The 23,666-nt window shown below is 70.0% G+C and carries 23 protein-coding genes; 13 read left to right on the forward strand and 10 right to left on the reverse strand.

The window, feature by feature from the left end; all coding sequences use genetic code 11:
- Positions 1-78: 78 nt before the first annotated feature.
- The 4 genes from ACM26Y_RS04875 to ACM26Y_RS04890 form a co-directional block, all read right to left on the reverse strand.
- Positions 79-288 (reverse strand): DUF3073 domain-containing protein, encoded by a 210-nt coding sequence (locus ACM26Y_RS04875; RefSeq protein ID WP_003936528.1) that lies wholly within the window; start codon positions 286-288, stop codon positions 79-81.
- Positions 289-472: 184 nt separating this feature from the next.
- A complete protein-coding gene (locus ACM26Y_RS04880) occupies positions 473-1,447 on the reverse strand; it encodes an asparaginase (RefSeq protein ID WP_003936527.1) in 975 nt (324 codons plus the stop codon).
- On the reverse strand, positions 1,444-2,118 hold the full coding sequence (locus tag ACM26Y_RS04885) for an MOSC domain-containing protein (RefSeq protein WP_416062800.1): 675 nt from the start codon (positions 2,116-2,118) through the stop codon (positions 1,444-1,446). Before ACM26Y_RS04885 ends, ACM26Y_RS04880 begins: the two co-directional genes overlap by 4 nt.
- Positions 2,115-3,245, reverse strand: coding sequence for a YgfZ/GcvT domain-containing protein (locus ACM26Y_RS04890; RefSeq protein WP_416062801.1), 1,131 nt, complete (start codon positions 3,243-3,245; stop codon positions 2,115-2,117). Before ACM26Y_RS04890 ends, ACM26Y_RS04885 begins: the two co-directional genes overlap by 4 nt.
- A 55-nt stretch (positions 3,246-3,300) precedes the next feature.
- Here ACM26Y_RS04890 and ACM26Y_RS04895 point away from each other — a divergent pair, with 55 nt between their 5' ends.
- The 6 genes from ACM26Y_RS04895 to ACM26Y_RS04920 all read left to right on the forward strand — a co-directional run bounded on the left by ACM26Y_RS04895 (position 3,301) and on the right by ACM26Y_RS04920 (position 12,367).
- Complete coding sequence (locus tag ACM26Y_RS04895; protein ID WP_416062802.1) at positions 3,301-4,146, forward strand: aminodeoxychorismate lyase; 846 nt, start codon at positions 3,301-3,303, stop codon at positions 4,144-4,146.
- Positions 4,147-4,348: 202 nt separating this feature from the next.
- Entirely contained in the window at positions 4,349-5,845 is a 1,497-nt protein-coding gene (locus ACM26Y_RS04900; RefSeq protein WP_003936523.1) for a cytochrome ubiquinol oxidase subunit I, read from the forward strand.
- Between the two features lie 10 nt (positions 5,846-5,855).
- Positions 5,856-6,893 (forward strand): cytochrome d ubiquinol oxidase subunit II, encoded by a 1,038-nt coding sequence (cydB, locus tag ACM26Y_RS04905; protein ID WP_289378170.1) that lies wholly within the window; start codon positions 5,856-5,858, stop codon positions 6,891-6,893.
- Positions 6,890-8,677, forward strand: a complete 1,788-nt coding sequence (gene cydD / locus ACM26Y_RS04910; protein WP_416062803.1) for a thiol reductant ABC exporter subunit CydD — start codon at positions 6,890-6,892, stop codon at positions 8,675-8,677. Before cydB ends, cydD begins: the two co-directional genes overlap by 4 nt.
- The gene (gene cydC / locus ACM26Y_RS04915) at positions 8,677-10,338 is read left to right on the forward strand and encodes a thiol reductant ABC exporter subunit CydC (RefSeq protein ID WP_416062804.1); all 1,662 of its coding nucleotides are present in this window, start codon (positions 8,677-8,679) and stop codon (positions 10,336-10,338) included. The genes cydD and cydC overlap by 1 nt, the downstream gene beginning before the upstream one ends.
- 316 nt (positions 10,339-10,654) lie before the next feature.
- The gene (locus ACM26Y_RS04920; RefSeq protein ID WP_416062805.1) at positions 10,655-12,367 is read left to right on the forward strand and encodes a BCCT family transporter; all 1,713 of its coding nucleotides are present in this window, start codon (positions 10,655-10,657) and stop codon (positions 12,365-12,367) included.
- Here ACM26Y_RS04920 and ACM26Y_RS04925 read toward each other — a convergent pair.
- Complete coding sequence (locus ACM26Y_RS04925; RefSeq protein WP_003936518.1) at positions 12,355-13,026, reverse strand: FABP family protein; 672 nt, start codon at positions 13,024-13,026, stop codon at positions 12,355-12,357. The two genes, ACM26Y_RS04920 and ACM26Y_RS04925, sit on opposite strands and share 13 nt — an antisense overlap.
- Positions 13,027-13,255: 229 nt before the next feature.
- Between ACM26Y_RS04925 and ACM26Y_RS04930 the strand changes: the two genes are divergently transcribed.
- Positions 13,256-14,491 carry a cutinase family protein gene (locus ACM26Y_RS04930; protein ID WP_416062806.1) on the forward strand — a complete coding sequence of 412 codons (1,236 nt, stop codon included), beginning with the start codon at positions 13,256-13,258 and terminating at the stop codon, positions 14,489-14,491.
- A 54-nt stretch (positions 14,492-14,545) separates the two neighbouring features.
- Here ACM26Y_RS04930 and ACM26Y_RS04935 read toward each other — a convergent pair whose 3' ends face one another.
- From ACM26Y_RS04935 to ACM26Y_RS04955, 5 genes are all read right to left on the reverse strand, one after another.
- The gene (locus ACM26Y_RS04935) at positions 14,546-14,851 is read right to left on the reverse strand and encodes a DUF1416 domain-containing protein (protein ID WP_003936515.1); all 306 of its coding nucleotides are present in this window, start codon (positions 14,849-14,851) and stop codon (positions 14,546-14,548) included.
- 2 nt (positions 14,852-14,853) lie between these two features.
- Positions 14,854-15,690, reverse strand: a complete 837-nt coding sequence (locus ACM26Y_RS04940) for a sulfurtransferase (RefSeq protein ID WP_416062807.1) — start codon at positions 15,688-15,690, stop codon at positions 14,854-14,856.
- Positions 15,691-15,751: 61 nt separating this feature from the next.
- Positions 15,752-16,219, reverse strand: a complete 468-nt coding sequence (locus ACM26Y_RS04945) for a DUF4395 domain-containing protein (RefSeq protein ID WP_416062808.1) — start codon at positions 16,217-16,219, stop codon at positions 15,752-15,754.
- 218 nt (positions 16,220-16,437) lie between these two features.
- A complete protein-coding gene (locus ACM26Y_RS04950; protein WP_048772577.1) occupies positions 16,438-16,917 on the reverse strand; it encodes a thioredoxin family protein in 480 nt (159 codons plus the stop codon).
- On the reverse strand, positions 16,914-17,693 hold the full coding sequence (locus tag ACM26Y_RS04955; RefSeq protein WP_003936511.1) for an LmeA family phospholipid-binding protein: 780 nt from the start codon (positions 17,691-17,693) through the stop codon (positions 16,914-16,916). The genes ACM26Y_RS04950 and ACM26Y_RS04955 overlap by 4 nt, the downstream gene beginning before the upstream one ends.
- Before the next feature lie 127 nt (positions 17,694-17,820).
- Between ACM26Y_RS04955 and ACM26Y_RS04960 the strand changes: the two genes are divergently transcribed.
- From ACM26Y_RS04960 to pstB, 6 genes are all read left to right on the forward strand, one after another.
- On the forward strand, positions 17,821-18,549 hold the full coding sequence (locus ACM26Y_RS04960; RefSeq protein WP_054371123.1) for a winged-helix domain-containing protein: 729 nt from the start codon (positions 17,821-17,823) through the stop codon (positions 18,547-18,549).
- A 10-nt stretch (positions 18,550-18,559) separates the two neighbouring features.
- Positions 18,560-19,456 (forward strand): mycothiol synthase, encoded by an 897-nt coding sequence (mshD, locus tag ACM26Y_RS04965; protein ID WP_416062809.1) that lies wholly within the window; start codon positions 18,560-18,562, stop codon positions 19,454-19,456.
- Positions 19,457-19,684: 228 nt separating this feature from the next.
- The gene (pstS, locus tag ACM26Y_RS04970; protein ID WP_003936508.1) at positions 19,685-20,803 is read left to right on the forward strand and encodes a phosphate ABC transporter substrate-binding protein PstS; all 1,119 of its coding nucleotides are present in this window, start codon (positions 19,685-19,687) and stop codon (positions 20,801-20,803) included.
- A 58-nt stretch (positions 20,804-20,861) separates the two neighbouring features.
- Positions 20,862-21,917, forward strand: coding sequence for a phosphate ABC transporter permease subunit PstC (gene pstC, locus ACM26Y_RS04975; RefSeq protein ID WP_003936507.1), 1,056 nt, complete (start codon positions 20,862-20,864; stop codon positions 21,915-21,917).
- Positions 21,918-21,921: 4 nt separating this feature from the next.
- Entirely contained in the window at positions 21,922-22,830 is a 909-nt protein-coding gene (gene pstA / locus ACM26Y_RS04980; RefSeq protein ID WP_003936506.1) for a phosphate ABC transporter permease PstA, read from the forward strand.
- Positions 22,831-22,882: 52 nt separating this feature from the next.
- The gene (gene pstB, locus ACM26Y_RS04985; RefSeq protein WP_003936505.1) at positions 22,883-23,659 is read left to right on the forward strand and encodes a phosphate ABC transporter ATP-binding protein PstB; all 777 of its coding nucleotides are present in this window, start codon (positions 22,883-22,885) and stop codon (positions 23,657-23,659) included.
- Positions 23,660-23,666: the final 7 nt, after the last annotated feature.

Below are 23,666 nucleotides of genomic sequence, written 5' to 3' on the forward strand. Positions count from 1 at the left end.
GATCCGGACGGCGAGGAGGGTGCCAGCGAAGGGGGGAGTCGGTGGTCCGACTCCCCCCTCCTGTGCGTGAGGCTCGGGTCAGCGACGCCAGTCGTCGTCGTAGTCGTCGTCCCAGGGGGAACGACCGTCCGGTCCGGAACGTTGGTCTGCGAAGACCTCGTCCCGGTGCGAGTTGGGTGTACCGCCAGACAATTCCCGCTGGAGGCTCTCGAAGTCGGTGGCCGGTGAGCTGTACTTGAGCTCCCGTGCAACCTTGGTCTGCTTTGCCTTAGCCCGGCCGCGGCCCATGGCTAACCCCCTCGCGCCTTGACGGGGCGGCCTGGGGAATTTGGCGGCCCCGGTTAATTGAGTATTTTCCTGGCCACCACTCTAGCGTGGAAAAGTCGGTTCCGCCTCCACACACCGGGTGGCGGCGGTGTCCGATTGGTCTCACCCGCAGGCGACCTGGGCAAATGCGGTCACGAGGGAGCGTTCAGAGCACTCCGGGGATAGCCCGGACCGTGCCGACCCGGATGCCACCGCCGAGCACCGGCTGCGACGCGAGCTCCGCGTGCTCCTCGGACCACGTCACCCCGAGGTGGTGCAGCAGGGCGGCGGTGAGGGGAAGACGGGCCCGCTCGTGGCCGTCGTCGATCTTCAGTGCGAACGCGGTGCCGTCCGGCAGGGCACCCGCGTGCACGCCGTCCGCCCCGGCCTTGCACAGCAGTCCCGGCACCGCGGGCATCAGCCGGGCGTCGTCCTTGCCGGTGCCCGAGACGAGGTGCGGATGACTCCGGATCGCATCGGCCACGGCCCGTTCCGGCGTCCCGGCCCCGGCAGTCGCGAGCCGCGAATAGGCCCGGGCGAGATTGAACAGGGGCAGCGGCACGATCGGCAGGCCGCACCCGTCGATGCCGAGATCGGTGTCCTCGACGTCGCCCGCGAGTTCGAGGATCGTCTCGGTCACGGCCTGCTGCAGCGGATGGGCGGAGTCGAGGTAGCCCGGCTCGTCCGAACCGGCGCGGACGGGCCAGCCGTTCGCGGCGCACGCTGCGAGCATCGCGGCGTGCTTGCCGGAGCAGTTCATGTACACCGTCCGCCGAGGGTGACCGGCGACGACGATCGTCGCCCGGGCCGGTTCGCTGCCGGGCAGGTCCGGCGGGCACTGCAGGTCGTCCTCGGTGAATCCGTGCGCGGCGAGCAGTGCCTCCACCAGCCGGACGTGCCCAGCCTCGCCCTCGTGCGAGGCCGTCGCGATCGCCAGTTCCTCCGTCGAGCGCGGCACGAAACCCTGCCGCAGCAGCGCCACCGCCTGCAGCGGCTTGTTCGACGACCGCGGATAGATCGGCGTGTGGATCTCGCCCAGTGCGAGCCGCACCTCACCGTCCGGGTCGAGCACGACCAGCGAGCCGCGGTGCACGCATTCGCGGAACCCCGATCGCACCACTTCCACGAGTTCGACGCTCAATACTCCACCTGCACCTCTCGTCCGGCGACTCGTCTGCGAGCCTTGTCGGCGACACTAGGGGACAGGTCGTCCTGCTGCGCGAGCATCTCCGCGATCCGCGCCGGGTCCCGGCCGGTGAACAGATCCCGCACGGTCACTCCGTGCTCGGGTACGTGCACGACGAAGATCCCGTCGCCCGCCTCCACCGGGCCCTCGGCGAGCACCTTCAGATAGGCCCCGGTGTCGCCGCGCGCGGCGAACCGCCGCACCCAGCCCGGTTCCTGCGCCCACACCCCGAACGTCCCGCACGGCGTGCGCGGCCCGGTGACCTCGAGGAGCAGACCGCCCGCGCCGATCCGCCAGCGCTCGCCGATCACCGCATCCGACGTGGCGATCTTGTTCACACGCAGGTTCTCGCCGAACCACCCCGCGGGCAGTTCACGGCCGAGCTCGTCGGCCCAGCGACGTGCCTCGTCCTCGGCATACGCGTAGACCGCCTTGTGGCGACCGCCGTGATGGGCGGTGTCGCACTGCCGGTCGCCGGTCAGTCCGAGGGGCCGGACCTGCACGGGTCCGGCCACGGGACGCTTGTCGATGGCCGTGTGCGGGACACGGCGGGTGCCGCTGTCGCGGACGGTGTGCACCACGCAGACCGCCTCGACCCGACCGGTCGGCGGGTTCGGGTGGCTCACCGCCCCCGGAGCCGTTCCACGGCGAGCCGGCCGGCCTGCACGGTGGCGTCGTCGGGGACCGAGTCCGGATCGATCGCCGCGGCACAGGGCCCGGCGACGAGGGCCGTGCCGACGGGCACGTTCCGCTTGATCAGAGCCAGCGCGACGGGGCCGAGCTCGAAGTGGTCGACCACGGTGCCCAGCCGCCCGACGGCGCGGCCGTCGGCGGTCACCGGGTCGCCGGGTTCGGGCCGGCCCTCGGCGGAGCCGTCGAGGTGCAGCAGGACGAGATGCCGGGGCGGCTTGCCGAGATTGTGCACCCGCGCGACGGTCTCCTGCCCCCGGTAGCAGCCCTTGTCGAGATGGACGGCGCCGTGCTCGGCCGGGCCGCCGATCCAGCGGGCCTCGTGCGGGATGGTGCGCTCGTCGGTGTCGAGACCGATCCGCGGGCGCAGCGCGACGACGCGCAGCGCCTCGAACGCCCAGGTCCCTGCCGGGCGGGCCCCGGCGTCGACCAGGGCCGTGAACACGTCGGTGAGCCGCTCGCGGGGGACGAGCAGGTCCCAGGCGTCGTCCGTGGGCCAGGGCATGCGCCGGACGAGCCCGCCGCCGGGCAGGGCGACCGCGGCGTAGCCGTCGGCGGGCAGGGCGTCGATGCCCAGCGCGGCCAGGACGGGGGCATCGCCGGCGTGCGGACCGAGCAGGCTCAGCACGGCCATCTCGTTGCCGTCCCGCGGCTCGGCCTTGGACCAGAACACCATTCTGGTCAGGAACGTCAGCAGGTCCGGCCCGCGCTGCGGTTCGGTGTCGATCCAGGTGACGCCGTTCAGGTCGGTCTGTACGAAGTGGTGCTCGACGCGGCCCTGGGCATCGAGGCTGAGGTTCTCTGCCGAGGCGCCGTCGGGCAGCTGCGCGACGTGCTGGCTGGAGATGGTGTGGAGCCAGCTCAGGCGTTCCTCGCCGGAAATCGCGACGACGAATCGGGTCGAGCGGTCGACGACGGCCACGCCGGTGAGGGCGGCGCGCTGTTCGCCGAACGGATCGCCGTAGTGCCAGGGCAGTCCCGTGTCCGGGGTGCCGGCCGGCGCGGGAACGGCACCGGGACGAGCGAGAAGTGGGCTGTCGGTCACGAAGGGAGTGTCGGCCACGACACCCAGTCTAGGAGCGCGGGTCTGTGCCCGGCGGAATGGATAGGGTGTGCGCATGGCTGAGCGGGTGCTGGTGACGCTGGACGGCGAGGTTCGGGACGCGGATGTGCCGCTGCTGCACGCGGACGACATCGGGGTGCTGCGGGGCGACGGGGTGTTCGAGACGCTCCTCGTGCGCGGCGGTCGGGCGCGGACCGTCGAGCAGCACCTGAGCCGGCTCGTGTCCTCCGCCGCGGCGGCGGGGCTGCCGGCGCCCGAGCGCGACGACTGGCGGCTGGCGATCGACGTCGCGGTCGACCAGTGGGGCGCGGAGCGGGAGGGGGCGTTGCGCCTGGTGTACACCCGCGGCCGGGAGGGCGGCAGCGAGCCGACCGCGTTCCTGTTGCTGACCCCGGTGGCCGAACGGGTGTACAAGGCTCGCGCGGACGGTGTGTCCGTGGTGACGCTCGATCGCGGATACTCGGTGGATCTCGCGTCGAAGGCGCCGTGGCAGCTGCTCGGGGCCAAGACCCTGTCCTACGCGACGAACATGGCGGCGCTGCGGCATGCCGAGTCTCTGGGCGCCGACGATGTGATCTACATCAGCAGCGAGGGTTTCGTGTTGGAAGGGCCACGTTCGTCGGTGCTCGTCGCGCGCGGGCGCACGCTGATCACCCCGCCGCCGGAGCAGGGAATCCTGCCCGGCACCACCCAGCAGGCGCTGTTCGACGTCGCGGGCGACCACAACTTCGTGGTGCGGTACGAGCCGGTCCGTCCTGCGGATCTCGTTGTGGCAGATGGTGTCTGGCTGGTCTCGAGCGTCGCGCTGGCGGCGCGGGTGCACACCCTGGACGGCCACGATCTGTCCCGGCGGTCCCTGGTCGGCGAGGTCGAGGCCCTGGTGGACGCCGCGGTCGAGTGAGGGCCGGATCCCACGTCGCGGAGCACGCGCTCGCGGGGATGTGTCGGTCGACACCGTCGACGGTCCTGTCCACCTCTACTACTGTGGGTAGTAACAAGGTCGCCGACGCGTGCGGCGGATGGTCCCTTGTGCACAGAGTCCGAGGCCCCGAGCCCGCGCCCCGGACTCGGAGCCTGTCCCTGGGCGTCACCTCGGAGTAGCCATGGATGTGTTGGACCTGTCCCGGTGGCAGTTCGGCATCACCACCGTCTATCACTTCATCCTCGTCCCGCTGACCATCGGTCTCGCCCCGCTCATCGCGATCATGCAGACCATGTGGGTGGTCACGAAGAAGGACCACTGGTACCGCCTGACGAAGTTCTTCGGCAAGCTCTTCCTCATCAACTTCGCCCTCGGCGTGGCCACCGGCATCGTCCAGGAATTCCAGTTCGGCATGAACTGGAGCGAATACTCCCGCTTCGTCGGGGACGTCTTCGGCGCCCCGCTGGCGCTCGAGGGCCTGGTGGCGTTCTTCCTCGAATCGACCTTCCTCGGCCTGTGGATCTTCGGCTGGGGGCGGCTGCCGAAACTGGTCCACCTGGCGACGATCTGGCTGGTCGCGATCGGCGTGAACGCCTCCGCGTACTTCATCATCTCGGCCAACTCGTTCATGCAGCACCCCGTCGGCGCGACGTACAACCCCGAGACCGGGCGTGCCGAGCTGACGAGCATCTGGGAACTGCTGACCAACAACACCGCGCTCGCAGCATTCCCGCACACCGTCGCCGGGGCGTTCCTCACCGCCGGCACGTTCGTCGCGGGCATCGCCGGCTGGTGGATGGTGCGCAACATGCGCCGCGCCGCGCAAGCCGAGCCGGTCGAAGCCGACCGGCTCGAAGGCGAGGCCCGCGGCATGTTCCGGCCCGCCGCCCGGCTCGGCATGCTCGTGATGATCGTCTCCGGTGTCGCGCTCTTCGTCAGCGGCGACATCCAGGCGAAGCTCATGTTCGAACAGCAGCCGATGAAGATGGCGTCCGCGGAGTCGTTGTGCCACACCGAGACCGACCCCAAGTTCTCGGTCCTGACGATCGGTACGCACAACAACTGCGACGGTGTCATCCATGTCCTCGAGGTGCCGTACGTGCTGCCGTACCTCGCGCAGGGCGAGTTCACCGACGTCACCCTGCAGGGTGTCGAAGACCTGCAGGACCAGTACGAGCAGCAGTTCGGCCCCGGCAACTACCGCCCCAACCTGTTCGTCACCTACTGGTCGTTCCGCGCCATGATCGGCCTGGCCGCCGGGTCGGCCGCGCTGGCCGTCGCCGGGCTGTGGGTGACCCGCCGCGGCCGCGTCCCCGATCAGAAGTGGTTCGGGCGGCTGAGCATCCTCGCCATTCCCACGCCGTTCCTGGCCAACAGCGCCGGCTGGATCTTCACCGAGATGGGCCGCCAGCCGTGGGTCGTGCACCCCAATCCGACCGGCGTGGACATGATCCGGCTCACCGTCGACCAGGGCGTGTCGAACAACTCGGCCGGCATGGTGATCGCCTCGCTGGTGGCGTTCACCGTCGTCTACGGCGCGCTCGGCGTCGTGTGGTTCTGGCTGATCCGGCGGTACACCATCGAGGGCCCGCTGCCGCACGACGCCCACCCGCCGGGTGAGCACGACGACGAACCCGACGACACCGGCCGGCCCAAGCAGCTGTCCTTCGCGTACTAGGAGATCGGTCATGGGACTTCAAGAGGTCTGGTTCGTCCTGATCGCGGTGCTGTTCACCGGGTACTTCGTGCTCGAGGGCTTCGACTTCGGTGTCGGCATGCTGATGCCGGTGCTCGGACGTGGCCGCACCGAGACGGCCGATACCCGCCGGCGGGTGCTGCTCAACACCATCGGGCCGGTGTGGGACGGCAACGAGGTGTGGTTGCTGACCGCGGGCGGCGCGATGTTCGCCGCGTTCCCCGAGTGGTACGCCACCCTGTTCTCCGGGTTCTACCTGCCGCTGCTGCTGATCCTGCTCGGTCTCATCGTCCGGGTCGTGGCGATCGAGTACCGCGGCAAGATCGACGACCCCACCTGGCGGCGGCGCTGCGACTGGGGCATCGTCTTCGGCTCCTGGGTGCCGGCCGTGTTGTGGGGCGTGGCGTTCGCGAACATCGTCCGCGGCGTCGCGATCGACGAGAACAAGCAGTACATCGGCGGCTTCTTCGACCTGCTGAACCCGTACGCCCTGCTCGGTGGTGCCACCACCGCACTCGTGTTCGCGCTGCACGGCGCGGTCTTCATCGCCCTGAAGTCCGCCGACGAGGTGCGCGAGGACGCCGTGACCCTCGCCGCCCGTCTTGCCGTTCCGGCGGTCGTCGTGGCCGGCGCCTTCGTGCTGTGGACGCAACTCGCCTACGGCAAGACCTGGACGTGGCTCCTCGTCGGCGCCGCGGCGGCCGCGCTGCTCGCCGTCGTCGCTCTCACGCGCGCGGAACGCGAAGGGTGGGCCTTCGTGTTCACCACCGTCGCCATCGTCGGCACCGTCGTCCTGCTGTTCGGTTCGCTGTTCCCGAACGTCATGCCGTCCACACTCGGCGACACCCTGTCGCTGACGATCGAGAACGCGTCGTCGAGTCCGTACACACTGAAGGTCATGACATGGGCGGCGGTGATCGTCACGCCGGTGGTCCTGATCTACCAGGGCTGGACGTACTGGGTGTTCCGTCAGCGCATCTCCACCAAGCACATCCCGAAGTCCATCGGCCTGTCGCTCGGGGCGAAATGACCGCGCCCGCCGACGCCGCGGTGCGTCCGTTCGGCTCCGTTCCCGGAGCGGCGGATGTGCCCCGGCATCGCGGGCCGATCGACCCGCGGCTGTGGCGCTACTCCGCCACAGCACGCGGCTATCTGGCGCTCGCCCTCGTCACGGCCGCGATCGACGTCGCGATGATCGTCGTGTCCGCACTCGCGATCGGCGCGGTCCTCGCGGGGGTGCTCACCACCGGCACCACGGAACTCGGGGAATGGCGGACCGAATTGCTGGTCCTGGCCGGGGCCGTCACCGTGCGCACCCTGGTCACGTGGGTGCAGTCCCGGTTCGCGCACCGTTCGGCGAGCCGGGTCGTCGCCGAACTCGAGCACGAGGTGCTCGCGGCGGCGACCCGGTTGCCGCCGCGGGAACTCGAACCACGCCGCGACGAGATCGCCACGGTGCTCACCCGCGGGCTCGGTGGGCTGTCGGAGTACCTCACCGGATACGTGCCGGCACTGCTGCTCGCCGTCACACTCACCCCGATCACCGTGGTGGTCATCGCGTTCCAGGACCTCACCTCGGCGATCATCGTCGTCGTGACACTGCCGCTCATCCCGGCGTTCATGATCCTCATCGGACTGCTGACCAAGGGCCGGGCCGACCGCACGCTGCGGACCATGACGACGCTCTCGGCTCAACTGCTCGACCTGATCGCCGGTCTGCCCACGCTGCGTGCACTCGGCCGGGAACAGGGCCCGGCGCAGAAGGTACGCGAGCTCGGCGACGACCACCGACGCACCACCATGTCGGCGCTGCGCGTGGCGTTCCTGTCCGGGACGGTGCTCGAATGGCTCGCCACCCTGTCCGTCGCGCTGATCGCGGTCGGGATCGGTCTGCGCCTCGTCTACGGGGACATGGCACTCGAGGCGGGCATCGTCGCGCTGATCCTCGCCCCCGAGGCGTACCTGCCGCTGCGTACGGTGGGCGCGAAGTTCCACGCCGCCGAGGACGGCAAGGCGGCCGCCGAACGCGCCTTCGCGATCCTCGACCGTGCGTCTGCCGCCCCGTCGGACACCGCCGGTGCCGGATTCGATGCGACCTCGGCCGAACTGACGTTGTCGGGTCTGAGTGTCGCGAGCCGCGACGGATACGCCCCGTACCGGCTCGATGCCGTGTGCCGGCCGGGTGCCGTGACCGTGCTGACCGGGGCGAACGGTTCCGGCAAGTCGACGGCCCTGCTCGCCGTCCTCGGTCTCGCGGAGCCGGCGGAAGGGCGCGTCGAGGCCGGTGGCCGTCCCGTGACGGCCGACGACGCGTGGTGGGAGCAGGTGGCATGGCTGCCCCAGCGGCCCGTGCTGCTGCCCGGCACGCTGGCGGACAACTTGCGCCTCACCGGCGTGGACCCCACCACCGACGGGCTCGAAGATATTTGTGCGGCAACAGGATTCGACGAAGTGCTCGATGCGTTACCCAGCGGCTGGGACACCGTCGTCGGCGCCGAGGGCAGCGGACTGTCGCTCGGGCAGCGGCAACGGCTCGCCCTCGTCCGCACCCTTGCCGCGGACCGGTCCGTGCTGCTGCTGGACGAGCCCACCGCCCACCTCGACGACGCAACCGAGGCCACGGTTCTGGCGACGGTGCGGGAACTGGCGCGTCGCGGACGCACCGTGGTGATCGTGGCGCACCGCCCCAGCATCCTGGCGATCGCCGACTCCGTCATCCCGGTCGTCTCCGACTCCGTCGTCCCAGTCGTCTCCGACTCCGTCGTCCCAGTCGTCTCCCACTGCGACCCGGCCTCCGGCACGGGGGAGCGGTGATGAACGACCTGCGCCGCGCCATGGCGCTGCTCGAACTGCGCCCCGGGCGGGTCGCCGCCGCCGTCGCCGCCGGCGTCGCCACCTTGGGCAGTGCCCTCGCGCTCGCCGGCCTGTCGGCCTGGCTGATCATCCGGGCGTGGCAGATGCCCCCGGTGCTCGACCTGACGGTCGCCGTCGTCGCCGTCCGGGCCCTGGGCATCTCCCGCGGGCTGTTCCGCTACCTCGAGCGAATCGCGAGCCACGACACCGCCCTGCGGGGAACCACCGCCGCCCGCACCCGGGTCTACCGGCGCCTCGCCGACGGCGACCCGGTGGCCTCCGCCGGCCTGCGCCGCGGGGACCTGCTCGCCCGCACCGGGGCCGACGTCGACGCCCTTGGGGACGTGGTGGTGCGGGCGCTGGTGCCCATCGCCGTCGCCGTGGTCCTCGGACTCGCCGCCGTCGGCTGGCTCGCGCTGATCTCCCCACCCGCCGCGGCGATCCTCGCCGTCGCGTTGCTCGTCACAGGCCTCGCGGCGCCCTGGGTGTCCGCCCGTGCCGCGGCCCGCGCCGAAGCCGACAGTGCGGCCGCCCGCCTCCGGTTCTCCCGCGACGCGGTCACCGCACTCGACCACGCCGCAGAACTGCGGGTAGTGGGCCTGCTCCCGCAGGCCGTCGGCCGGGCCCGCCGCGCCGGTGTGGACGCGGTGCGGGCCACCGACCGCGCGGCCGTCCCCGCGGCGTACGCGGAAGCCGCCGTCCCGCTCTCCGTCGGTGCGAGCGTTCTCGGGGCGTTGCTCGTCGGCATCACGCTCTTCGCCGACGGGGGTGCGAGTCCGATGTCCCTCGGGATCCTCGTGCTGCTGCCCCTGTCCGCGTTCGAAGCCACCGCGGCGCTGCCCGGCGCTGCCGTCACCCTCACCCGCGCCCGGATCGCGGCCCACCGCATCGTCGACCTGCTCGACCGTGCCGATCGGCCGGTGCCGCACGGCGCCCGGCCCGTCGCAGAACCGTGCCACCTGCGTGCCGCCGACCTGCGCAGCGGCTGGCCCGGTGGCCCCGACTCCGGGCCTCTCACGCTCGATCTGCCACCCGGCGCGCGCGTCGCCGTCGTCGGGAGCAGCGGAAGCGGCAAGACCAGCACGCTGATGACCCTCGCGGGGCTGCTCGAGCCCGTCGCCGGGACGGTCACCCTCGACGGTGTGCCGCTCGCCGAACTCGAGCCGGCAGCCCTGCGGCGGACGGTGGGATTCTTCGCCGAGGACGCCCACCTGTTCGAGACGTCCGTGCTCGAGAACCTGCGGGTGGCCCGCGGCGACCTCACCGAGGCCGAGGCGCTGGACGTGCTCGGCGACGTCGGGCTGGGGGAGTGGGTGGCCGGCCTGCCCGAAGGGCTGCACAGCACGCTCGTCGGCGGTGCGCGCGCCGTCTCCGGCGGCCAGCGGCGCCGGTTGCTGCTCGCTCGGGCCCTGGTGTCCCCCGCACGGGTGCTGCTGCTCGACGAACCCACCGAGCACCTCGACGCCGCGGACGGCGCACAGCTGCAACGACTGCTGCTGAACCGGGACGCCGGCTTCGTCGCACCCGAGCGCACCGTCGTCGTGGTCACCCACCAGCTGCCCGGCGACACCGCGGCCGACCTCGTCGTTCGCCTGAGGAAAAATTCGTTGCCCGCGGTCTGAGCGGCGCGTACTTTCGGGCGTACACGAGAAAGGAGGTGGTCTGAATTGAAGTATCGGACACGTGAGGTGGCTGCGCGCTAGCCGCTGTCATCGACGACGGGATTGTCGACCGCGCAGCGGCCGGCGAATACCACGCAGTCACCCGGCCCCCGAGCCATCCGGTCCGTCCGACCGGAATCCGCCGACCAGGCGTCCGCGGAGAACGGCTCGGGGGCCGTTTGCGTGTCCGGCACGGTGTGTGGACGCGCGGTTCGGGGTACCCCTGTTCGCGGTAGGCGTCACGTACACCTCGCCACCGGAACGAAAGGGTGTCCTCATGCTCGAGCGAGCCCACGGCCTGTTGCGCCTTCGTACGTCGCCCGGGGTGTTCTTCGTCTCGGCGCTGATCGCCCTCGTGTTCGTCGTCGTGACGATCGCGTTCACCACGGCTGTCGACAACCTGTTCAGCTCCGTCTCGGGCTGGATCATGACGAACCTGGGCTGGTTCTACATCCTGGGGGTGTCCACCTTCCTGGTCTTCCTGGTCGGCCTCGCGTTCACGCACTACGGCCGGGTGCGGCTCGGCGGCGACGACGACCGGCCCGAACACTCCACCCCGGCGTGGTTCGGAATGCTGTTCGCCGCCGGCATCGGCACGATCCTGATGTTCTGGGGCGTGGCCGAACCGATCTCCCATTTCGCGAACCCGCCGATGCAGGACGTCGAACCGGGGTCCGCGGCCGCCGCCACCGAGGCCATCGGCTTCACGCTCTACCACTTCGGGTTGCACACCTGGACGATCTTCGCGCTCCCCGGCCTGTGCTTCGGGTACTTCATCTACAAGCGGAAGCTGCCACCCCGGGTCAGTTCCATCTTCGCCCCGATTCTCGGTGGCCGGATCTACGGTCCGATCGGCAAGACCATCGACGTGATCGCGATCGTGGGCACCGTGTTCGGCGTGGCCACGTCGGTGGGGCTGGGGACTCTACAGGTCAACGCGGGTCTGGCCGAGCTGTTCGGCCTCCCCGAGAACGGTCTCGTCCAGATCGTCCTGATCGCGGTGGTCACCGTGGCGGCGGGAACCTCGGTGGCGCTCGGTCTCGATCGCGGCATCAAGCGGCTGTCGAACCTCAACATCGGCATGGCCGTCGCCCTGCTGGCCTTCGTCCTCGTCACCGGACCCAGCCTGTTCCTGCTCAAGGGCATGATCGAGTCCGTCGGCATCTACGGGAGCATGCTGCCGCGGCTCGCGTTCTGGAACGACACGTTCGGCGACACCGGCTGGCAGAACACCTGGACCGTCTTCTACTGGGCGTGGACCATCACGTGGGCGCCGTTCGTCGGGATCTTCATCGCCCGCATCTCGCGTGGCCGCACCATCCGTGAGTTCGTCGCCGGCGTGCTCGGACTGCCGGTGCTGTTCTCGGTGATCTGGTTCAGCGTGTTCGGAATGGCCTCGTTCGACATCGAGCTGAACGGCTCGGGTGGTCTCGCCGACCGGGTCGTCGGCGACGGCGACATCCCCGGCGCCCTGTTCGAGTTCCTCGGCAACTTCCCGTGGGCCGGCGTCATGTCGCTCTTCGCCGTGGTGATCGTGGTGATCTTCTTCATCACCTCGGTCGACTCCGCCGCGATGGTCCTGGACATGATGGCCGCCGGCAACGAGGGACGGGTGCCGCTGCACCAGCGCCTGTTCTGGGCGGTCCTGATGGGGCTCGTCGCCGCGACCATGCTCGTGGCCACCGGGAAGGACGGTCTCGACGCGCTGCAGCAGGTCATCACGGTGATCGGATTGCCGTTCTTCGTGATCGGCTTCGTGATGATGTACAGCCTCGTCAGGGGGATCCGCGACGACCTCGGGGAGCGGGCCGAACCGGTGACCCGGCAGTGGAGCCGGGTGCGCACCGCCGAGGAACTCGAGGCCGCCGAGCAGCGGCCCGCTCCGGAGCCCGTCGTGATCACCCGGGCCGTGCCGGATCCGGACGACGAGCCCGGCAACGGTGCGGATTCCCCGGCGCGGGGATCAACCCGGGAAGATCAACCGATGTAGCGAGCGAGCCGCGCGGACATGTGCGGCTGCAGGTCCCCGTCCGCGGTGACCCGTTCCTCGACGTAGGCGAGGTCGCCGCCCTCGACGATGCCGTACAGGCGCTTGGCGCCGCCGACCACCTCGCCGGACTGGCTGCGGATCACCACGTCGGTCGCCAGTTCCCAGGACGACTGGGTCAGAGCAGTGCCGTAGTACAGCTCGACGACGCCGGAGCTGTGGTTCAGGAGCAGCTCGAGGGTTTCCGGATCCTCGCTGCCGGGCGCGCCGGTGCCGGCGACCCGCCAGAAGCCGCTCTCCCGGCGATCCGGACCGCTGTAGGCGCCCTCCTCGTCGAGGCGCCACGAACGGGCCTCCCACACGAGGTAGTTGCCGCCGTCGTGGGTGACCACGATCTGCTGGCCGAAGCGGTAATCGCCGGTGCGGGGGTCGTTACCCTCGCCTTCACCCCGCCACACACCCACCATGGGCAGCAGCGCCAGCAGCTCCGGATGCATGTCCGGGCCGAGGCGCAGATTCGCGGTGTCCTCGGGGACGGGCAGGCCGCTCAGGATCGGGACGTTCTTGTCGGCAGTCGCCTTCGCCCGTTCGAGGGCATCGGCGACGGCCTTGTCGCCGCTACCGCGGACGACTTCCCGTTCCTCACCGGACTCGGCACTCACGGCTGATCGGTCACCAGACGGTAGAGGACGTACACCGCGAACCACGTGATGAGCACGGCCGCCAGGACAAGGAGAGCTTCGAAGAAGATGACCACGGCCATATCCTAGACGGCGTCCCGAAAGCGCGGAAACCGACGTCCCCTCCGGGCGCGCGACGCGGCGCGCGGGATAGTACCGTGCACGGGGCCGGGCGGGCCCTTTCGCCCGGAAAGCCCGATTCGGAGGTCGTGTGCGCTCCATCCGTCTGCTGCTGCCGGTCGCCGCGGTCCTCGTGGCCCTGTCCCTGACCCCGCCCGACGCGGCCGCCGTCCCCGGGGCGGGGTCGAACAGCGGTTCGTCCGGGTCCGCCGTCCATCCCGACAACTACGCACTCGAGTGCCCCGACCTGCTGATCGTGGCGGTCTCCGGCGCCACCGACTCCGAGGCCGACCGCGACCCTGTGGTCGAGGAGTCGCGTCAGCTGTGGTCGAACTGGGTCGGCAACGTGACGGTCCCCGCCGGTGAGGCCACCGCGGACCGCCCGGGCACGATCGGCTGGATGTACGTCCCGTACCCGGCCACCTACGGTCTCGGCCTGTTCGAGGACGTGCCCACCTATCAGGATTCGGTGGCGGCGGGTGTCGCGTCCACCAACCGCATCCTCGACGAACGTAAGAGCGCGTGCGGGGAGCGCACCCGGTTCGCGCTCGTCGGATACAGCGTCGGCGCCGAGGTGATCGAACGGGTGACCCGCGAACTCGGGCACCGGCCCGACGACGCCCATGTCGCACCGGACGACATCGCCGGGGTGGTCCTCGTCGGTGACCCCTACCGTCCCGCGGGTGCCGACTCGCTCGGCGGGGCCGGTCCGCGCGGCGGCGGATTCATGTCCTCCGGGCCCGCCGACTACGGGGCGCTGGCCGACCGGGTGGTGTACTCGTGCCGGCGCTACGACGTGGCGTGCGACGCTCCCGAGGACATCGCGGTCCTCGAACTGGCCCTCGGCATGCTCGGGCAGATGCGGTTCACCCTGACGAACCCGATGCAGACCGTCGACGACCTGGGACGCACGGTGGCGGTGACGGCGGCCCGCGCCGCCGCGCACATCGTCACCCGGGACGACTGGTGGCAGTCCGACGAATCCCTCCTCGACGTGCTGCGCAAGGTCGTCGACAAGACCTACCCGGTGGATCCGAGCGCCGACGTGAGCCCCGAACGGCTGCGGGAGATCCGCGACTGGGCCGTCGGGCCGGGCCGGCCGATCGTGCTGGAGAAGTTGCGCGCCGAGGGGGCCGGTTTCGCCGACGACAACAGCGGCATCGTCGACCTGTTCGTCGAGCCGTACATCCTGCTGGGCTTCGTCCAGCACATCGGCTACTGGAACACGAACCCGCACGATCCCTGGTACTCCGACAGTGAGCGGATCGTCGACTGGATCGTCGCGCTCGCCGAAGCCGAACGGGCGAGCGGACAACCGCAGAACTGACGAACGACGGCGGGGCCCGTTCCCACGAAGGGAACGGGCCCCGCCGGATCGGTCCTACTTCGCGACCGTGACCTCGACGTGGTGGACGCCGGGGGCCGTCGGGCTCACGACGACGTCACCGTTGCCGCGGCCGGACAGCGCGCGGACCTTCCAGTCGCCGGGCGCGGCGAAGAACCGGAAGTCACCGGTGCCGGAGGCGACGACCTCGGCGGTGAACTCACCGGTGCCGTCGAGCAGGCGCACGAAGGCGCCGCCGACCGGCTGGCCGTCGGTGTCGACGACACGGCCGGTCAGAACCGTCTCCTTCTCGACGTCCACGCCGGCGGGCAGGGTCTGGGACTGAACGGGTGCACCACACATGGTCAGCGAACCTCCAACTCGATCGGGGCTCCGACGAGCGAGCCGTATTCGACCCAGCTGCCGTCGTAGTTCTTGACGTTCTTCTTGCCGAGGATTTCCTGCAGGACGAACCAGGTGTGGCTCGAGCGCTCACCGATCCGGCAGTAGGCGATGGTCTCGCGGCTGTCGTCGAACCCCTTGGCCCGGTAGAGGGCCTCGAGGTCGTCGTCCGCCTTGAAGGTGCCGTCCTCGTTGGCGGTGGTGCTCCACGGGATGTTGATCGCACCCGGGACGTGGCCGCGCTGCTGGGCCTGCTCCTGCGGCAGGTGCGCCGGGGCGAGGATCCTGCCGGAGAACTCGTCGGGGGAGCGGACGTCGATGATGTTCTTGGTGCCGATCGCGTCGATCACCTCGTCGCGGAAGGCGCGGATCGAGTGGTCCGGCTCCTGCGCCTTGTACTCGGTGGCCGGGCGGGTGACCTCGTCCTTGGACAGCGGGCGCCCGTCGAGCTCCCACTTCTTGCGGCCGCCGTCGAGGAGCTTGACGTCCCGGTGCCCGTAGAACTTGAAGTACCAGTACGCGTAGGCGGCGAACCAGTTGTTGTTGCCGCCGTAGAGCACGACGGTGTCGTCGTCGGCGACGCCCTTCGCGGACAACAGGGCGGAGAACTGCTCCCGGTTCAGGAAGTCGCGACGGACCCCGTCCTGCAGGTCCTTGCGCCAGTCGAGCTTGATCGCACCTTCGATGTGCCCACCGTCGTAGGCGGCGGTGTCCTCGTCGACCTCGATGAACACGGTCTTCGGTGCGTGGAGGTTCTGCTCTGCCCAGTCTGCTGAGACCAGGACGTCGGAGCGAGCCATGGAGTTTCCTTTCGGTGCTGTGACACTCTCGCGTCGAGTGGAACGGTGCGGGGGGAGGTGGTCAGGCGGCGACGGTCCGGAAACGGGCCACGAGCGGATAGATCCGGCAACCGAGGCACACCCCGAACGCGGCGTTGAGCAGCGCGGCGAACAGCGCGAAGCCGGTGGCGACCAGCCCGGTCAGGTCGGCGCCGAGGAGGAAACCGAAGGTCCCCACGGCGGCGAACACGAACCCCACGAGCTGCGCGAACCGCAACGGGGCGACGGGTTCGGTCTCGGTGGGCGCGCCCGACCGGGGCGCGACGAACCGCGCGAAGAGCAGGCCGTAGGGGCTGCGGCGCGGCCCCAGGGCCGCGCCGGCCGCGAACACCACGGTCTGGACGGCGAGCAGTACGCCGGCCACCGTGGTCGAGACCGACGCGACGACCAGGACGACGACGAGAACGGCGGTGGTGATCCACGCCGCGAACCGGGGGCCGCGGACGTCTACCTGCGGGCTCCGGCGGGTGGTGGCGGTGGTGGTGGGCATGGGTGGTACTCCTGCTGGGAGGGGACGCGTGAGGGCGGACCGGCGCGGTGACAACCGCGGGGACCACACCGGCGAGGGCGGCGGATGCCGCGGAGACGGTCGGACGTCTCGGCCGGGGTGATCAGCAGCAGGTACAGCAGAAGCCGCCGAGGCGGCACAGATCGACTGTGCGGCGTCGGGTGAGCATGAGCTCTCGGCGGGTCGACACGGCAGGCAGCTTAGTCGACGTCTCGGCGGATCGGGTCCGCGGGGGTGCGCAGCGGCACCAGCGCGGCCCGCAGGTCGGCCGCGGCCGGCACCCCCGACACCCGGTACCTCTCGGTGCCGGCGGCGTCGAACAGGAACGTCGTCGGCAACGACAGCACACCGAGTTCCCTTGCCAGCTGCGGGTTCTCGTCGATGTCCAGTTCGAGGTCGCGGGGTGCGGGCAACCCGTCGCCGGTGGCTGCGAGGTCGGCGACCACCTGAGCGACGACCCGGCGCACCGCGGCGCACGGTCCACACCAGTCCGCGGAGAAGTGCAGCACCACCGGCGCATCGCCGGTGCCCACCCCCACCGCGGCCAGGAGGGGATCCGGCCCCGACGCCGGGGCCGGGGCCGGATCGACGACGCGGACCTTGCCTTCGCGGGCCCGCAGGACGGTCCCGATGATCAGGGCGGCAGCCACCACCACCAGCAGGACGACGACAGCGGTCACAGGCGCTGCACCTCCTCGAGATCGATCGTGGTCTGGTGCGCCTCACCCTCGATCACAATCGTCGAGCCGCGGGCCTCGACCGCGGTCGGGCGCACTCCGAACGGCAGGTTCTGGGGTTCGATCGTGGTGGTGAACAGACCCAGCACCGTCGGCTTCAGCAGATCCGGGACGGTGAAGTCCGCCTGTCCCTCCGGGCCGAAGTACAGGTCCGACGCCACGATGCGCACCGTGTCGCCCTCGAGCAGCAGGTTCGCCTGCACACTGACCTCCGCGGAGACCGGGCCGACCGGAACCGTGCCGGTGAGGACGACCCCGCCCGCGGTGGTGCGACCGGAGCCACCGGACCCGCCCGTGCCGTCGGACTTGTCGGCCGGGGGAGCGGACACCTGCAGGTCGGGAATGCCGTAGAGCTGACCGAGCTCGGTCGCGTCGATCATCACGCGCCCGTACAGCAGATCCACCGGCACCGTGCGGATCGAGCCGTCGAGCAGTTCGCCCGCGTCCGCGTGAGCACCGATCAGGTTGGCCTCGATCGTGATGTCACCGAGCGTCCCACTGGGCACACCCTGCGCCCGGATCTCGACGTTCTCGTAGTGGCCGGACCGGGCCTGGGTCAGGAACGGGAACCCGTGGATGGTCACCGCCGGATCCGCCGTCAGCGCACCACCCTCCCGCAGCGCCCGTGAGACCCGGTACTCGGACCACGCCGCGGCGCCGAAATCGATCAGGAGCGCGACTCCGACGAGCGTCACGAGAGCGAGGATGAGTTTGCGCACCGCACCATTGTGACGGACGGCTCGCACCGCTTCCCGAGCGCGGTTGCCCGGTGAACGCCCTCGTGGCGCTAATCTGTAGCGCGTCGTTCACACGAGTTTCGCGCAGCGCGCGAAGAATGGAGGCACGGTGGAGCTGTTGCTGCTGACCTCCGATCCCGACCCGGAGGCGGTCCTGCCTTCGCTGTCGCTGCTCGCGCACTCGGTGCGTCCGGCGCCGACCGAGGTGTCGTCGCTCCTCGAGGCGGGCTCCGCGGACATCGCGATCGTCGATGCTCGCACCGACCTGGCTGCGGCCCGCGGCCTGTGCCGGTTGCTGGGCAGCACCGGATCGGCGATCCCGGTCGTCGCCGTGCTCACCGAGGGGGGCCTGGTGGCAGTGAACCCGGAGTGGGGGCTGGACGACATCCTGCTCACCACCACCGGACCGGCCGAGCTGGACGCGCGCCTGCGACTGCTGGTCGGCCGGTCCGGCGGTGCGGCCGGCCCCGAGAACAGCGGCAAGATCACACTCGGGGAGCTCTCGATCGACGAGGGCACCTACACCGCCCGGCTGCGCGGCCGTCCCCTCGACTTGACGTACAAGGAGTTCGAGCTCCTCAAGTACCTCGCACAGCACGCCGGCCGGGTCTTCACCCGCGCGCAGCTGCTGCAGGAAGTGTGGGGTTACGACTTCTTCGGTGGTACCCGCACCGTCGACGTGCACGTGCGGCGCCTGCGCGCCAAGCTCGGTCCCGAATACGAGTCCCTGATCGGGACGGTCCGCAACGTCGGCTACAAGGCGGTGCGTCCCACCACCAAGACCGGGAAGGGCGGCTCAGCCAGCGTCGAATTCGAGGACGTCGAGTTCGCCGACTAGGCTCGCCGTCGTGGAATTCGTCAGTCGACTGTCCGCCGAGCAGGCCGCCGAGGTGCGAGCGCTCGTCGCCCGCGCGCACGCCGCCGACGGAACGGCCCCGGTGTCCGAGCAGGTGCTGCACTCTCTCACCGGCGACGGTGACGAGCAGCACCTGGTGGCCACCGAGGACACCGCGATCGTCGGCTACGCCAACCTGGTCCCCGGCCACGGGGAGCACCCGGCGATGGCCGAGGTGGTCGTCGATCCGCCGCACCGCCGGCACGGTGTGGGGTCGCGGCTCGTCGCCGCCGCACTCGAGACCGGAGGTGCCGGCACCCGGGTGTGGGCGCACGGCAACCTCGAGGCCGCCCGGGCGCTCGCGGCGCGGCTCGGTCTGACGCCGGTCCGCGAACTCCTGCAGCTGCGGCGCCCCCTCGGGGAGCCCGAACTGCCGGCCCTGCAGGTCCCCGACGGTCTGCTCCTGCGGACGTACCGGGGACCCGAGGACGATGCGGAACTGCTGCGGGTCAACGCGGCTGCGTTCGCCTGGCATCCCGAGCAGGGCCGGTGGACGGAGCGCGACATCGCGCAGCGCCGCAGCGAGTCCTGGTTCGACCCGGAGGGGGTGTTCCTCGCCTTCGACGAGCAGGATCCGGACCGGCTCCTCGGCTTCCACTGGACGAAGGTGCACGCCGCCACGGCGGACCAGCCGGCGATCGGCGAGGTGTACGTGGTCGGTATCGATCCCGGAGCTCAGGGGCGCGGTCTCGGCCGGCTGCTCACCCTCGCCGGGTTGCGGTACCTGCAGGAGCGCGACCTCGGTGCGGTGCTGCTGTACGTCGAAGGTGACAACACCGCCGCCCTGCACACCTACGGCCGGCTCGGGTTCGAGCGATTCCACGTCGACCTCGCCTACGTCGGCGCGTGAACGCAGCACGTACCGCGCGCGCCCGTCCCGTCGTCGTGTGACGTCGACCATACGGACTGCAGGTGTACTTTTCGCGTTCACGCCGCGTTCATCTTCGGGCGTCCAACCGTCAACCCGTCCTCATTAACTTTCCATTACGGGCCGCAGCATGCCGGTCCGGCGCCGGGATCGCCCCGCGCCTGATGCCGCCGCCCGTGTCGCGGGCGTGCGAGTTCCGGAGGAGAACGAGTGAACCTCAAGCGCAATGGCGCCCTGCTCGGTGTGGTGGCTGCAGGTGCCCTCACCCTGGCCGCATGCGGCAGTGACAACAACGCCGCCTCGACGGACGTGGACGCGTCCGCCTCGGCTGCGACGTGTGAGGGCAAGGAGACGCTGTCCGCCGCCGGGTCGTCCGCGCAGAAGAACGCGATGGACCAGTTCGTGTCCACCTACATCGCGGTCTGCCAGGAGAAGGGCAAGAACGTCAACGTCGCCTACAACCCGTCGGGTTCCGGTGACGGACGCACCCAGTTCATCGCGAACCAGATCGACTTCGCCGGCTCCGACTCCGCCATCAAGGCCGAGCAGGCCGCCCAGGCCGCCGAGCGGTGCGCCGGCAACCCCGCATGGAACCTGCCGCTGGTCTTCGGTCCGGTCGCCATCGCGTACAACGTCGACGGCGTCGACAATCTCGTGCTGAACGGCGAGACCGTCGCCAAGATCTTCAACGGCACCATCAAGCAGTGGAACGATCCGGCCATCGCCGCCCTCAACGAGGGTGTGAGCCTTCCGGATTCGGCCATCACCCCGATCGTGCGCTCCGACTCGTCGGGCACCACCGACAACTTCCAGAAGTACCTCGAGGCCGCCTCGAACGGTGCCTGGACCACCGGAGCCGGCTCCGACTTCACCGGCGGTATCGGCGAAGGCGCCAAGGGATCCGCCGGTGTCGCCCAGGCCGTCGCCAGCGCGCCCGGCTCGATCACCTACGTCGAGAAGTCCTTCGCCGACCAGAACGGCCTGACCATGGCTCGGATCGACAACGGATCCGGCGCGGTGGAGCTGACCGACGAGTCCGCCGGCAAGGCCATCGAGGCCGCGACCTTCGCGCCCACCGGTGAAGGCGATCTGACGCTCGACCTGAGCTCGATCTTCGGGACGACGCAGGAGGGTGCCTACCCGATCATGCTCGCCACCTACGAGATCGTGTGCTCGGCCGGCTACGACGCCGACACCTCGGCTGCCGTGAAGTCGTTCCTCGTCAGCGCCGCCAACGAAGGCCAGGAGGGTCTCGCCGAGCAGGGCTACGTGCCGCTGCCCGAGTCCTTCAAGGCGAGGCTCACCGAGTCGATCAACGCCATCGCCTAGCCGATGAGCGCCGCGGACCGTACCGTCAATCACGAGCAGAGAGAGATCGCGAGCGCAGATGAGTGACGCGCCCACCAAATCCGCACCTCGCACTCCCGGGTCCGGCGACGACGCCGGACCCGGGGCGGGCGGTCCGCACGGCAACATCCCGGAGGCCACGATTACCACCCCAGCGCGCGGCGACAGCAAACCGCTGACCAGACCGGGCGACCGGATCTTCAGTTCGCTGGCCTCCGGGTCCGCTGTCCTCATCTCGCTGATCATCGCGGCCATCGGGGTGTTCCTCGTCTGGCGCGCGGTGCCGGCGCTGCAGCGCAACACCGTCAACTTCCTCACCAGCCGCGAATGGGTCACTCAGGACATCGCCGAGATGTCGTTCGGTGTCCTCGACCTGTTCCAGGTGACCGTGCTGGTGTCGTTCTTCGCGCTGGTCCTCGCGATGCCGGTCGCCCTCGGCATCGCGATCTTCCTCACCTCGTACTGTCCCGCGCGCCTGAAGAAGCCCCTGGCCTACGTCATCGATCTGCTCGCCGCCGTGCCGTCCATCGTCTACGGCCTGTGGGGCCTGCTCGTCCTGGCCCCGGCGATCCGCCCGCTGGCGACGTGGCTCAACGAAAGTCTGGGCTGGTTCCCGCTGTTCGCCTCCGGTTCGGGCTCGATTCTCGGTGGCGGCACGATCTTCACCGCGGGCATCGTGCTCGCCGTGATGATCCTGCCGACCATCGCCGCGGTGAGCCGGGAGGTGTTCGTGCAGACGCCGACTCCCCACATCGAGGCGGCGCTCGCCCTCGGCGCCACCCGCTGGGAGGTCGTCAGGACCACGGTCATCCCGTTCGGCAAGTCGGGCTACATCAGCGGTTCGATGCTCGGTCTCGGTCGCGCCCTCGGTGAGACCATGGCGCTGTACCTGATCCTGCGGACCACGTCGCAGCCGTTCTCGTGGTCGCTGTTCGACGGCGGCGCCACCATCGCCTCGAAGATCGCCCTGGGATACGCCGAGTTCAACAACGACATCCAGGCCGGTGCCTACATCGCCGCGGGTCTGGTGCTCTTCGTGCTGACCTTCGTGGTCAACGCCGCGGCGCGTGCGGTCGTCGCAGGAAAGAAGGACTGAAGCCATGACGACCACACTCCTCGAGACGCCGGTCAAGGGCCCCACCTTCCGGGGCGTCGGCGCCCGCCGGCGCGCCTCGGATCTCACCGCCACCGTTCTGGTCACCGTGTCGGTGCTGGTCGCGCTCGTGCCGCTGGCATGGGTGCTGATCACCGTGATCGCCAAGGGTATTCCCGCCCTGACGAGCGCCACCTGGTTCACGAACTCCCTGAGCGGGTTGTCCGCGTCCGCGATGGGCGGCGGCATCTACCACGCCCTCGTCGGAACCCTGCTGCAGGGCCTGGTGTGCGCGGTCATCTCCATCCCGATCGGCATCTTCGTGGCGATCTACCTCGTGGAGTACGGCGCCGGCACGCGACTGGGCAGGATCACCACCTTCATGGTGGACATCCTCAGCGGCGTCCCCTCCATCGTCGCCGCACTGTTCATCTACGCCCTGTGGATCGCCACGTTCGGATTCCCGAAGTCCGCCTTCGCGGTGTCCCTGGCGCTGGTCCTGCTCATGGTTCCCGTGGTGGTGCGCAGCACCGAGGAGATGCTGCGGATCGTGCCGCAGGACCTGCGCGAGGCCTCCTACGCCCTCGGCGTGCCCAAGTGGAAGACCATCGCGCGCATCGTGATCCCGACCGCGCTGCCGGGCATCATCACCGGCGTCATGCTGGCCCTGGCACGCGTCATGGGCGAGACCGCGCCGTTGCTGATCCTCGTGGGCTACGCGCCGTTCATCAACTTCAACCTGTTCGGCGGCGAGATGGGCAGCCTGCCCGGCGTCATGGTGGCGGAGATGAACAACCCGACCGACGCGGGCACGATGCGGATCTGGGGCGCTGCCCTCACGCTCATCCTCGTCATCGCGATCCTCAACATCGTCGCCAAGGTGATCGGCCACTACTCCCAGGTGCGGACCAAGTAGGCCTCCTCATGCACACACCCTCCGATTTCGATACACCAGTAGGGAGCCGGTAATGGCCAAGCGTCTGGACCTCAAGGACGTCAACATCTTCTACGGCAAGTTCCACGCCGTCGCCGACGTGACGCTGGCCGTGCCGCCGCGCAACGTCACCGCGTTCATCGGACCGTCGGGCTGCGGCAAGTCCACCGTGTTGCGCTCGCTCAACCGCATGCACGAGGTGACCCCCGGTGCCCGCGTCGAGGGCTCCGTGCTGCTCGACGGCGAGGACATCTACGACTCGTCCGTCGACCCGGTCGGCGTCCGCAAGACGATCGGCATGGTGTTCCAGCGCCCCAACCCGTTCCCCACCATGTCGATCCGCGACAACGTCGTCGCCGGCCTCAAACTGCAGGGCGTGCGCGACAAGAACAAGCTCGACGAGATCGCCGAGCGATCGCTGCGCGGCGCGAACCTGTGGAACGAGGTCAAGGACCGTCTCGACAAGCCCGGCGGCGGCCTGTCCGGTGGTCAGCAGCAGCGCCTGTGCATCGCCCGCGCCATTGCGGTGCAGCCCGAGGTGTTGCTGATGGACGAGCCGTGCTCCGCTCTCGACCCGATCTCCACCCTCGCCATCGAGGATCTGATCGCCGAGCTGAAGCAGGACTACACCATCGTGATCGTCACGCACAACATGCAGCAGGCGGCGCGCGTGAGTGATCAGACCGCGTTCTTCAACCTCGAGGCCACCGGCAGGCCGGGCCGGCTCGTCGAGATCGACGACACCGAGAAGATCTTCTCCAACCCCACCCAGAAGGCCACGGAGGACTACATCTCCGGTCGCTTCGGCTGAGTGCGAC

The organism is Rhodococcus indonesiensis, from assembly GCF_047782815.1.
GTDB classification, from domain to species: Bacteria; Actinomycetota; Actinomycetes; order Mycobacteriales; family Mycobacteriaceae; genus Rhodococcus; species Rhodococcus indonesiensis.